Annotated in this window: 9 protein-coding genes; 7 read left to right on the top strand and 2 right to left on the bottom strand. The window is 60.5% G+C overall.

What is annotated here, in order from left to right:
- Positions 1–675: 675 nt before the first annotated feature.
- On the bottom strand, positions 676–1,542 hold the full coding sequence (locus CDV49_RS17850; protein ID WP_088216746.1) for an IclR family transcriptional regulator: 867 nt from the start codon (positions 1,540–1,542) through the stop codon (positions 676–678).
- A gap of 576 nt (positions 1,543–2,118) precedes the next feature.
- On the opposite strand from CDV49_RS17850, the gene CDV49_RS17840 reads away from it, so the two are divergent.
- From CDV49_RS17840 to CDV49_RS17815, 6 genes are all read left to right on the top strand, one after another.
- A complete protein-coding gene (locus CDV49_RS17840) occupies positions 2,119–2,952 on the top strand; it encodes an alpha/beta fold hydrolase (protein ID WP_088216744.1) in 834 nt (277 codons plus the stop codon).
- A 74-nt stretch (positions 2,953–3,026) separates the two neighbouring features.
- Complete coding sequence (locus CDV49_RS17835; protein ID WP_088216748.1) at positions 3,027–3,902, top strand: VOC family protein; 876 nt, start codon at positions 3,027–3,029, stop codon at positions 3,900–3,902.
- 19 nt (positions 3,903–3,921) lie between these two features.
- On the top strand, positions 3,922–4,713 hold the full coding sequence (locus CDV49_RS17830) for an SDR family oxidoreductase (RefSeq protein WP_088216743.1): 792 nt from the start codon (positions 3,922–3,924) through the stop codon (positions 4,711–4,713).
- Positions 4,714–4,726: 13 nt separating this feature from the next.
- Positions 4,727–6,400, top strand: coding sequence for a thiamine pyrophosphate-binding protein (locus CDV49_RS17825; RefSeq protein WP_088216742.1), 1,674 nt, complete (start codon positions 4,727–4,729; stop codon positions 6,398–6,400).
- Between the two features lie 4 nt (positions 6,401–6,404).
- Positions 6,405–7,280, top strand: coding sequence for an aspartate dehydrogenase (locus CDV49_RS17820; protein ID WP_218822003.1), 876 nt, complete (start codon positions 6,405–6,407; stop codon positions 7,278–7,280).
- Positions 7,277–8,785: an aldehyde dehydrogenase gene (locus tag CDV49_RS17815; RefSeq protein WP_088216741.1), complete on the top strand. Its 1,509-nt coding sequence runs from the start codon at positions 7,277–7,279 to the stop codon at positions 8,783–8,785. Before CDV49_RS17820 ends, CDV49_RS17815 begins: the two co-directional genes overlap by 4 nt.
- Before the next feature lie 1,243 nt (positions 8,786–10,028).
- On the opposite strand, the gene CDV49_RS17810 is transcribed toward CDV49_RS17815, so the two are convergent.
- Entirely contained in the window at positions 10,029–10,811 is a 783-nt protein-coding gene (locus CDV49_RS17810; RefSeq protein WP_088216740.1) for an IclR family transcriptional regulator, read from the bottom strand.
- Between the two features lie 131 nt (positions 10,812–10,942).
- Here CDV49_RS17810 and CDV49_RS17805 point away from each other — a divergent pair, with 131 nt between their 5' ends.
- Complete coding sequence (locus CDV49_RS17805) at positions 10,943–11,938, top strand: cupin domain-containing protein (protein WP_088216739.1); 996 nt, start codon at positions 10,943–10,945, stop codon at positions 11,936–11,938.
- The last annotated feature ends 112 nt before the right edge of the window (positions 11,939–12,050 follow it).

The raw sequence follows: 12,050 nt of genomic DNA, 5'->3' as shown, positions 1-12,050 counted from the left end.
CTCGACCCCGGGCGCATCCCGCAGTGTCCTGATGCGGGACGGTCAGGTGGTGCAGGCGAGAGAGGAAATGAGACACGCCGGGCGGACCCGGTGCGGGAAGCCCTCGCTTTTCACAGGCTGCTGAAAAAGTCCTGAAGTGTCATGCCAATGCGCCGGAATCGGAAAATCGGCCCTGAAACGCCGGGAAATATATAGATCTCCGGCTGGATTTCGTCAGATGGCAAACGATTTCCACTCCAACACAGGAAAAAAAGCCTTTTTCATCAACCTGTTAAGGCCTCCAAGTCCTACCATTTGTTGAGGTCCCGCCCCATTTGGACCTGCCGGCATCAACCCGCGACGCCGGATAGATGTCAGCACGCGTCATGCTCGGAAACACCTCAAAGCGCTTGCCGAGGGAGCGCCGTCCACAGATGCAGAAGGTCCGCGGAGCTTAGCCTGTACTTTCCTGCACAGATCCCACCGGTATACCGGTTTCCTGCTCGTGCCGGAGCCCGATCATCTCTTGTGTGAACGGTGTTCGCTTCATGTCCGTGCTCAAGAGGGGCCAGACTCCACCTGCGATGGAGGATCTCCTGGAAGGTCAGCGCCGGCGAGAAATGCCTCTTACACAATACCGCCAAACGTGCCCTACGCCGCTCAGCCCTGAGACCAGTCCAAGTCGATAGAGGATTTTCATGGAGGGGCGCCCAACATTACACTCAATCGCTGTGACACGTCCCGGATGCCTTTTGCGATACGTTCGCGGTTTCTGCTGCTGGGTTCGAAATCGCTTTCCCTTCCTGAAAGGCTTACCGCGGCAACTGGTCGACGGGAGTGGTCAAAGACCGCCGCAGCGCACGATCCGATGCCCTGCTCGAAATTCGCCACCGACCAGGCAAGGCCCTCAATCCGATCCTGCGAAAGCTGGTCTTCAAGAGCCTTGAGCGTTGCAGGTGTCATCGACGTGACGGTTTGCAGGGATTGGCTCGGGAATATGTTGCGGACATCGTCATGTGACTGATTGGCAAGAATGATCCTGCCCATCACCGTGGCATGGGCAGGCAGGCGGCTTCCCTCGCGGATGTTGCTGATAAGCTGAACATCAGGCGTCTCGCGCACCAAAACGATTACATCAGTACCCGACAATACGCCGAGATGGGCAGAAAACCCAGTCTCCGCCGCGAGACGGCTGAGCAATGGTCGCGCCAGCCGAACAACGTCCCGCGACGACAGCATATGAGCCGTCAACTCCAGCAGACCGTAAGAAAGGATGTATCCCCCCTCCTCATGATCGCCCTCGATCAATCCCTCCCTCTCGAGCGTGTGAAGAAGGCGCAGGAGCGTCGTCCTGTTGATCCCCAGAGCGGCTGCAGTTCTGGACATGTTTCTACATCTGTTGCCTGCACCGATGTGGCGAAGCAGAGCTATCGCGCGAGTGACCGGCGGAACATCATAGGCGGGCGTTACCGATGAAATCAAATCGACCTCCGGGTTTCGATCTTGGGATGGGATGCTTTCTCGCCCCAATATATGGTGAACAATATTTTCTATATTGAACACTTCTGGTCATAGAACAAGAAGGAAAACCACTTTCTCCTATCAGCGCTCCGGTAGGGCCAAGTTGTAAGAAGCGTACTACCTATATGCCCTCAAGGGTTATCAAGTGTTTGGCTCCGCTCTCTATCTTGCGCCCTGATAGCAATATCACCCGCGGTATTCTGCTTTCATTTGACATGATGTCGTCTTTCCGCAATTATGAACGTTATGTTCATATACGAACGATCAAGCAAGAACGACGATGACCAGCAGGCGTAAGATAGTGGATGTTTCGCAACCGGCCTCAAGCCGCGTGATGCGTGACGCGATCCAGCTGAATAGCTGGGACAATGTCACTTCCGGTGCGAGGAGCTGGAGAGCGCCGAAGTTAATGGCCTACACGGCCTCTAAGGACGCTGTGATGGCAGCGCATGCGAGCGCCGCCCAGACATGGACAGCGGTTACGACCGTTACGCCTGAGATCATGACAACACCGAGCACCCACTATGTGATCGGTGCCATCGTGTTTCTCCTTGGTCCAGACCCACTCGTCCTCACTGGCCGCACATTGCCCGCCAATAACCGCTGCTGGTCGAACTGATGGGCTTCGTTGCTAAAGAAGCGGGCCGCATTGCCTATCTTGAACGGGAGGGCGAGGGTGAGGTGCCGCTCGTGCTTCTGCATGGCATCGGATCCAACGCCGCAAGTTTTGAGGCCTTGCTGCCGGCGTTGCCCGAATGCCTGCCGGTGATCGCATGGAACGCGCCGGGATATGGCGACTCCATCCCTCTCTCCACCGATTGGCCAGTGGCTGCGGACTATGCTCTCGCGCTTCGCGCTTTCTTCGATGAGCTCGAAATTCACCGCGCGGTCGTGTTCGGCCATTCGCTCGGTTCACTGATGGGTGCAGCGCTGGCGCGGATGGCTCCAGAGCGTATTGCGCAACTGATCCTGGCCTCGACGGCTCTGGGGCATGGCGTCAAGCCGGGAGGCGTGCTTTCCGAGGGCGCGCAGTCCCGGATCGATGATCTCCTTGTCGAGGGCGCAGAGGCCTTCGCCGCACGTCGCGCGCCGAGGCTGGTTTTCGCGCCCGAAACGAACCCCGATCTTGTGGCCTTTGTCACCCGCTCCATGGCCGCAGTGCGGATGCCGGGCTATGCTCAGGCAGCAAGGATGCTGGCATCGGGTCGGCTGCTGGACGATTTGGCCAAGACAGCGGTCCCGGTGTCGGTGATCTTCGGCACAGAGGATGTCGTGACGCCGCCGGATGCCAACCGGCAGGCGTATTCCGCGGTTCCCCCTCCTTTTCGCGGCAAGCTGATCGCAACTCCGGACGCGGGTCATGCGCTTTACCAGCAGGCACCAACAGTCGTTGCCGATGCAATCCGGGCCGTATTCGAAATGACGGACTCCCGGATCACCGGTGACCGGTAGGCGGCGGAGCGGAATCATACAGGGAATATGGAAATGAGTGACAAGTGCGGGTTCACCGCCTCCGGGGCATCGTGATGCACGGTCCGGAGCTTCCGGCAACGCTGCCCTTTTACCCTGATATGCGGGAAGCCAAACCCGCGCGTAGCGAAACGGCTACGGCCTATCCCAAGCTTAAGGGGCTGGAGGTGTTTCGCCATGGCCTGAAGGACGGCCACGTATGCGGCGCTAACCACATACATTTCGGCATGCTGGAGAAGGCGGCGATCAACGCGCTGCATGCACGGGTCGTCGCCGAGGGTGCGGTCGTTTTGAGCGCGCCTTCGGGGCTCAACGGAAGGGTCGGGGGCGACGGTTTCGGGATTGTTGGCCCAGACCTGCGTCCACTGTGGTTCCGGGCCGGTGGATACGCCCATGAGGGGCAGCCGGAATGGGCGTTGCCGAGAAAAGTTTCGCATGTCGTTCTCACTACGGCGGACATGGAAGGCGTTCGGGCCTGGTACGAACGCGTATTCGGTTTTCGGGTATCGGACTATCCTGCGGACCAGATGGTGGTTTTGCGGTGCTCGTTGGATCACGCCTCCGTCGTGCTCGTGCGGGTGCATTGCCCGTCCGCGAACCACATTGCCTTCGAAGTGCTCACCCAGAACGAGTTCCTGCGCGCAGTCGGGCGGATGAAGCAGAAGGGCCACGTGCCCGTGTGGGGGCCGGGGCGTCCCTCTCCCGGTAACACCCCCTTCACCTGTTTTGTTTCCCCATCGGGCTTCATGGTCGAATTCACCTCCGGGCCGCAGCAAATCGACGAAATGTCGCACGCAGTCCAGGTCTGGCCGCATGACCTATCCGAGCAGATCAACCAATGGATGACCGCGTGGCCATCTGCTCCGGCGCAAAGGGCAGTGATGCAGCGGCGCCCGGATCCGCGTTCCCCCAATACCTCATGGCTAAATTGAAAAAATCGGAGGCCGCAGAGTGAACCGCTACGACTACAATGGACAGGTCGCCGTCGTGACCGGTGGGAGTTCCGGCATCGGGCTTGAGACGGTCAAGCTGCTTTTGGATTGCGGTGCAAAGGTCGCGCTCTGCGCGCGGAACGCCAACCGTCTCGAGAGTGTGCATTCCGTCCTGTGCCGCGACTATGGTGAGGAACGTGTTCTGTCTCGAGCCTTTTCCGTGCTGGACGCCGACGCGACCCGCGGTTTTGCGGTGGAGGTGGAAAAGCGGTTCGAGCGGTGCGATCTGCTCGTCAACAATGCGGGGCAAGGTCGGCAATCGACCTTCGCGGATACGTCTGATGAGGACTGGCGCGCGGAATACGAACTGAAAATCTTCAGTCAGGTTCACCCGATCCGGGCCTTCATGCCGATGCTGCGGGCGGCAAACGGCGCGATCGTGGCGGTCAATTCGCTGCTCGCTTATCAGCCCGAGCCGCACATGGTCTGCACTTCTTCCGCGCGGGCGGGTGTACAGAACCTGCTGAAAAGCCTTTCGACCGAATTCGCCCCTGATGTCCGGGTGAACTCCATCCTCATCGGGCTGGTGAGTTCCGGGCAATGGACGCGCCGTTTCGCCGAGCGGCAGGATCAGAGCATCAGCCGAGAGGAATGGTATCGCGCGCTCGCTTTGCGGAAGGGCATTCCGCTCGGCCGGCTGGGTGATCCTCAGGAAGCGGCTCACGCTATCGCGTTCCTCGGCTCACGCGGCGCAAGTTACATCACAGGTGCCCAGATCGAAGTGTCTGGCGGCCTTTCCCGGCATATCTGAAGGAGTCGCGGTCATGAACATGGATACCCGCATCAAGGCAGAAACGGTCGGAGACCTGATCGCCGACTATCTCGCGGAAACCGGCGTGAGCACGATCTTCGGCGTCATTTCGATTCACAACATGCCCATCCTGGATGCGGTCGCGCGGCAAGGACGCATCCGTTTCGTGCCGGCGCGTGGGGAGGCGGGTGCGATGAACATGGCCGATGCCTTTGCTCGTGTCTCGGGCGAGCTCGGTGTGTGCCTGACCTCCACCGGCACGGCAGCGGGCAACGCTGCCGGGGCGCAGGCGGAGGCCCTGACGGCGGGCGCCCGGCTTCTTCACCTTACCACGCAGGTGGACAGCGAATTCGCCGACCGCGACCGCGCTGCCATCCACGACGTTCCGCGCCAGCCGCGGATGCTGGAGGGTGTTTCCAAGACTGTCTTCCGCATTTCCGATCCGCAGAATGCAATCGGGATACTCTCGGCCGCCTGCTCCGCCGCGCTGTCGGCGCCGAGCGGCCCGGTCAGCCTCGAGATTCCGGTCGATGTACAGCGCTGCGAGGTGGTGGGGTCCGCGCGGCCCTATGCGCCGCTTGTCGTGCGGCCCCATGCGCGGGAAGAGGCCATCCTCGAACTGGCGGAGCGGGTAAAATCGGCCCGTCGTCCGTTGCTCTGGCTCGGAGGCGGTGCGCGGGAAGCGACGGCGGCGGCGAGCGAACTGGTCCGGCGTGGGTTCGGGGCCGTGACCTCTACCAACGGTCGTGCCATCGTGCCGGAGGACAACCCCGCATCGCTGGGCGCCTTCAACATGACCCCCGAAGCGGTCGACTTGTATGGGAGTGCCGATCTCATGATCGTCGTCGGCTCCCGGCTGCGCGGCAACGAGACGCGCAACAACAAGATGCCGCTCCCGGCCCAACTGGTACAGATCGACGCGGATGCGTCGCAAGGCGGCCGGAACTATGCGGTGGAACAGTTCATCCACGGAGACGCGGCGGATACGCTGGAGCGGTTGCTGGCTCTGCTGCCTGATGATCTGGAAACCGACAAGGGTCTCAAGCTCGACATTGCTCGCGCCCGGGCGCAGGGCGAAAGCCGTATGCGGGACGTTCTGGGCCCTTACCGGGTTGTGGCGGATGTTCTGAACGAACGTGTCGCTGCGGGTGGCCACGCCTGGGTGCGGGATGTGACCATCTCCAACTCCACCTTCGGCAATCGCTATGTGCAGATCGCAGAGCCGCGACTGGGCGTTCACGCGCTCGGCGGTGGAATCGGTCAGGGCGTCGCGATGGGGATCGGTGCCGCGCTAGCCAATGGCGGACCCAAGGCGATCACGCTCATCGGCGACGGCGGAACCATGCTTGGTCTGGCCGAAATGATTACCGCCGTCGAAGAAAAGGTACCTCTCGTCTATCTGCTGATGAACGACCAGGCTTACGGGGTGATCCGCAACATTCAGGATGCTCAGTACAACTCTCGCCATCATTACAGTGCACTTGCGACCCCGGACTTCGGTACTTTCTGTGCGTCCATCGGCATGCCCCATCGCAAGGTGAGCGATCTGGAGGAGTTCGCGGGGATCTTCGATGCCGCGGTTGCTGCTGCTGGTCCCCATCTCATCGAGATCGACATGTGCGCCATCGGGCCGTTTGCCGAGAGTTTCGCCGGGCCGCCGGCCGGCGCCGCCGGCAAAGGGGAGTGATCGCATGACCATGACAGAATCTCTCGAACTCAGGGGTTCCGCGGGTGCAGATGAGGTCTGCCGGCTCTCCCTCGGGATCATTGGCTTCGGGGCTATCGCAAGCGAGCTGCTCAAGCTTATCGAACCGTTGCCGCTTGAAAGGCTCATCCTGCTGGTCTCCCCCGGCGGCGAGGCCCGTGCGCGGGAGCGGCTGGTGGCCAGTCATCCCGCTCTGGTTGGGCGGATGCAGGTGACTGAGCGCCTCGACGACCTGATCGTTGCGCGCCCGGGGCTCGTCGTCGAGGCGGCCGGGCATGGTGCTGTGGATGCCCATGCCGCACGACTTCTGGAGACCGGGATTAATCTTTTGCTGGTCTCAATCGGGGCGCTGTCGGATGAGGCGTTGCACAACCGCCTAAAGGCAGCTGCCGTAAGGGGGGGTGCTCGTATCCTACTTCCAGCGGGGGCGATCGGGGGGATCGATCTGCTCTCCGCACTCTCCGCAAGGGGCGCGTTGAAAGTGCGTTACTTCGGGACCAAGCCGCCGAGCGCCTGGCTTGGCACACCGGTTGCCGAAACCATCGACCTGGAGCGCTTGTCCGAACCGCTCGAATTCTTCCATGGCAACGCGCGCGAGGCGGCTAGAAACTATCCGAAGAACGCAAATGTCGCCGCGACGCTCGCACTCGCCGGCGCGGGATTTGAAGCGACCGAGGTCACCTTGATCGCTGATCCCGCGGCTACCGGCAACTCCCATCGCTATGAGGTCAGCTCACCACTCGCCAACTACTCGGTCGAAATCACCAATCGCGCCACAGACGGCAATGCCAAGACGTCTGTATCCACGGTCTATTCCGTGCTGCGCGAAATCCGCAATCAAATCGGACCGGTGGCCATATGAGAAATGTAGCTTCGACGTCTCTTCCCGACGGCCGACTGTTCATCGGTGGCGAATGGACTCTCGGAACAGGAGCGGAAATCACCTCGATCTTTCCTGCCGACGGCAGCGTCAATCTCCGCTTCCGCGGGGCATCGCGCGAGGATGGGCTGCTTGCCATCGAGCGCGCGAAGGTTGCGCAGGCTGAGCCGTCCTGGCTCGATCTTAAACCGCATGAACGCGCGCGCTACCTCCATCGCATTGCCGACGGCATAGAAGCGAATGTTGAGCGGATCGCCCGGATACAGACCCGGGACACGGGCAAGACGCTGCAGGAGACGCGCGCGCTTGCCGCTTCTGCCGCGGGAACATTCCGCTATTTCGCTGCGGTCCTTGAGACGTCGGACGAGGCACTGACAACTCCCCGGGGCAATGCCTTGACACTGTCCGTCTGGGAGCCGCTCGGCCTTGTCTCCGCAATTACTCCCTGGAACTCTCCCATTGCGTCGGATGCGCAGAAGGTGGCGCCGGCGTTGGCGGCAGGCAATGCCGTTCTCCTCAAACCTGCGAGCTGGTCCCCGCTGGTCTCGCTCGAACTTGCGAGGATCATCGAGGTGTCCGGCCTTCCGCCGGGATTGTTCTCCGTCCTCCCTGGTGCGGGCCGCGAGATCGGCAACCTGCTTGTTGAACATCCGTCGATCCGCCGCGTTTCCTTTACCGGCGGTACTTCCACGGGGCGAACGATCGCACGGCAGGCGGCGGAAAAGCTGATGCCCGTCTCGCTGGAACTGGGTGGCAAGTCGCCGACCATCGTCTTCGCAGACGCCGATCAGGATATGGCCATTGCGGGAATTCTATACGGCATCTTTTCATCCACGGGACAAAGCTGCATCGCGGGCGCGCGGCTGTTCGTCGAGCGCCCGATCTACAACACGTTTCTCGCCCGGCTGACCGCCGCCACGAAACGGCTCCGGGTCGGCCATCCCCATGATGCCGCGACGCAGGTATCGTGCCTGATCCATCCAGACCATCGCGACGCAGTCGAGGCGCAGGTCAACCAGGCGATCAAGGACGGTGCGCGGTTGTTGGCGGGGGGAAGTCGACCGGATGATCCCACTTTGGCCGAAGGAGCGTATTATCTGCCGACGATACTCGCAGATGCACCGAATTCCGCGAGGATTTGTCGAGAGGAGGTATTCGGCCCCGTGCTTGTCGTACTGCCTTTCGAGGACGAGGCCGAGGTCATTTCTCAGTCGAACGACAATGACTACGGGCTCGCCTGTGGAATCTGGACGCGCGATTTTCCCCGAGCCTGGCGGGTGGGGAAAGAGATCACTACCGGCACCGTTTGGATCAACACTTACAAGCAGTTTTCCATTTCCACCCCGTTCGGCGGGGAAAAGGACAGTGGCATGTCGCGGGAAAAGGGTCGTGATGGACTGCGCGCTTACCAGCGCCAGAAAGCGGTCTACGTGGACCTGACAAATCGCCCGATCACGTGGGCCGCCGATACGGTGGAGCGGACGTGACATCCGCAAACTTCCTTTCATCAGAACTGGACCCTCCGGCTGCTTCACCGCGAAGTGAAATCTCAAGGCCCGGTCCGACGGAACCGCCTAACAGGCTGCTGAAAAGTCCTGAAGGGTCATGCCTATGTACCGGAAATCGGAAAATCGGTCCGGAAACGCCCGGAAGTATATGAATTTCCGGCTGGATTTCGTCAGATGGCGAACGATTTGCGCTCCGACGCGGGTCAAAAAGCCGTTTTCAGCAGCCCGCCAGTGTCGCTTCGCTGCCCGTTCCTTTCGGTCTCGCGAACTGAGCTGTCGCCCCAAGGTGAGCACGCGCCAGATCCTTGGCCCGCGTGCGGCGATGGCGCGGCCTGACCTCGGCGCAGTTGGCAATGCCGCGGGACTGACAGCCGCGGTACAGACTTGGTTGCGAGACCGGATGGGGTTGCCTCATTTGTCCTGTCGAAACGCTCTGGTATCATGGCAAACCCACTTGTCTTTTGGTGGTGGGGCATATGTTGAGTTTTGCCCCACCACCTTCCCGTCGATCCGATGCGCCGAAAGGCGTTGATCCGACATCGCAGGCTGAAAACGGCGGGATATCGGCCACTTTGCGCCTATGATCCGTTGAGCCAGAACCAGTTATTCAGAAGCTGCGGCTGCGCATCGCCAAACTCCAGAACAGATCTTCTGCCCGCGCCATGACCGTCATCGAGAAGCACCTGGACACGCAGCCCTGTCTGGCCGACATCCTTCCCCGCATCGACGATCTGCTTTCATGGAGCTGAAACTACTCTTCAGAAGACAGGCCCCCAAGTCACCTGCGCTGCCGCAACGAACTTCGCCGGCTCCCTCGCCGGTGTGACAGCTCCCGCAATCGATACCGTATGAACATCAAGCCTAATCACCTTGCCAATCTGCATCCGGTCCCTCCTCAATGCCAACGGCGAGGCGTAATCAGGCTTAAGAGGCTGCTGAAAAAGGCTTTTGGCCGGTGTCGGAGCGGAAATCGTTTGCAATCTGTCGGAATTCGGCCGGAAATCTATATACTTCCGGGCGTTTCCGGGCCGATTTTCCGATTTCCGGCACATAGGCGTGACACATCAGGACTTTTTCAGCAGCCTGTCAACACCACCCTCCAACAAGGCATGCCACAGGAGAGGCCGCCAATATCGCAATGCTTAGCAGGCGATCATGGCGTCTGACGGGCTCCAATCCTCATTTGAAATTCTCAGAGATCACAGTATCCAGCCGGGGCTTCTCAGCCCCTGGCATCCCAGCCGAGCAGCGTCGATATCCGCATGGTGGTCGCGATGAGTTGCTTGCGTACATCCTCTACCGCTTCTCGTTCCACCACTGCGTTAGGGGCGGTAAGGTTAACTGCGGCAATAATATCTCCGATCATATTGCGAATGGGCGCAGCAGCCGAGATGATGTCGGCTTGGAAATCACCCAGATGCACGATGGCTGGAAGCGCGGCATCCGCTCGTGCCTGTCGCGCGATGGTGGAAGCGCTGCCTGCCTTGGGAGTGCTGACGCCTTCCACGCGAAAACGACTTAGTATCTCGGTTTCGCTCAACCCGGAAAGCAGTACACGTCCGAGCGTGGTTGCGCGTGCGGGTAGCCGGCTGCCCACATGAATGATTGAACTATCATGCTTGGGACCGGCGAGACGCATGACATAGAGAACCGAAGTCCCGTCCAGAACGCCCAGATGGACCGACCACCCCGTCAGGCTGCGCAACTTCTCCAGTTCGGGCTGTGAGATTTCCACCACTTCGCGCGTTGCGAAATAGCCATAGGTCAGCCTCATGACGCCCGGCCCGAGCGCATAGGTCTCCGTCCGCTCGTCGTGCAGAAGGCATCCCTCGGCCGCCAGCGTGTAAACAGTTCGGAATGCGGCGGAGCGTGTTATCCCTAGCGATGCGGCAATTTGCGACAATGACAGATTGGGCGTCTCGGGAGTGAAGAGCTTCAACGTGGACAGCCCGCGGACAAGTCCGGGAACCAGATACCGATCTTTGCCCTGCTCCGGCGACCTCATTGCACCACGCCCCCGCCACTGCCCGCTTGGTTTACCTGTAAAACGCTTAATCGCATATAAAACATGGCTGGGCTATGGCCATATCTGTTGATGCTCACGGCATCGGATGTGTCCATTGAGAGGTAAATACCATGACTGCACAAGACACGGCCTTCGCCACGCTTTCGGATGAATTGAAAGCCCATACCGGGCGCTTCACAGACAAGAAATTCGACTGGAAGGCCTTCCCCTCCAACGTAGGATTCGAAGAGCTTTCCCGCGCCCAGATGCGGTATATCGGTGCCGGTGGGTCCCCGAAGGTTGGCGATACCTCTACGCTGAAGCCCGATCATTTCACCCTGTCCCTGATCTACAAGGAACCGGGAAAATATGCTGCCTGCCACAGCCATGAGATCGAAGAGAGCTTTCTCATCATCGACGGCGCGCTGATCGTCGGCTGGGAGCGTGACGGGGAGGTCGTAGAGGTCAATCTGGGCCCGAAGGACATGATCCTGAACGCACGGGAAATCGGACACGGCTTCCGTGTCGACGGCGTGGAGCCGGTGATGATGTCGATCTCGGTGGATGTGGGCAAACCTCTGCCGCCGGTCTATCACTACCATCCCAAGGAACACGCCCCTGAGCTTGCACGGGCCTTCGGGGCCGAACCCGGCAAAACGTTGCCGTTCGATCCCAAGGGCGAACATCCGCTGCAGCAACTGATGGCCAAGTACGTCGTGCGCCATTCGGAACTGGAGACCCATTGGGAAGATGCGGGCTTCACGCGCAAGGTGTACTGCGGCCCCGGTGGCGTTGAGTCCGACACCTGCCGCAAGGAAATGCTGGGCGTCCCTTCGCGCGTCGGCGTGAAGCCGTTTGCGCGCGACGTGGAAGATGCGTTCCTTGTGCTCGAAGGCACTCTTGTCGTCGGGTGGGAAGAGAATGGCGAACAGGTGGAAATCGAGCTCGGGCCGCGTGATCTTGTGAAAACGCCGGCGGGTCGCAAACATTGGTTCCGCAACAATGGCGCTTCGGCTGCCACGGTGTGGTATGTAGTGGGTTCCGCAGAACCGGAAAGCGTCGCCTTCGAAGCGGCGGTCGTGTCTCGGAAGTGGTGGAAATTTGAAGGCGGCGTAATCTCCGGGTGAACTGACACCCAGCCAACCGGCGGCGCCAACCGCCAGGGAGATCACGCCATGAAGCAGAATATCGACAGCTCATCCTTTTCGCTACTGCCTGACGCCGCGGGATATGATCCGA

This window comes from Haematobacter genomosp. 1 (assembly GCF_002196855.1).
Lineage (GTDB): Bacteria > Pseudomonadota > Alphaproteobacteria > Rhodobacterales > Rhodobacteraceae > Haematobacter.
This window is presented reverse-complemented; position numbering and strand designations above follow the sequence as displayed.

What these genes read in the sequence shown, in the direction of transcription:
- CDV49_RS17820 (WP_218822003.1), top strand. Translation starts at nt 6,405, where the DNA reads ATGACCATGACAGAATCTCTCGAACTCAGGGGTTCCGCGGGTGCAGAT.
- CDV49_RS17835 (WP_088216748.1), top strand. Translation starts at nt 3,027, where the DNA reads ATGCACGGTCCGGAGCTTCCGGCAACGCTGCCCTTTTACCCTGATATG.
- CDV49_RS17825 (WP_088216742.1), top strand. Translation starts at nt 4,727, where the DNA reads ATGAACATGGATACCCGCATCAAGGCAGAAACGGTCGGAGACCTGATC.
- CDV49_RS17815 (WP_088216741.1), top strand. Translation starts at nt 7,277, where the DNA reads ATGAGAAATGTAGCTTCGACGTCTCTTCCCGACGGCCGACTGTTCATC.
- CDV49_RS17810 (WP_088216740.1), bottom strand. Translation starts at nt 10,811, where the DNA reads ATGAGGTCGCCGGAGCAGGGCAAAGATCGGTATCTGGTTCCCGGACTT.
- CDV49_RS17805 (WP_088216739.1), top strand. Translation starts at nt 10,943, where the DNA reads ATGACTGCACAAGACACGGCCTTCGCCACGCTTTCGGATGAATTGAAA.
- CDV49_RS17840 (WP_088216744.1), top strand. Translation starts at nt 2,119, where the DNA reads ATGGGCTTCGTTGCTAAAGAAGCGGGCCGCATTGCCTATCTTGAACGG.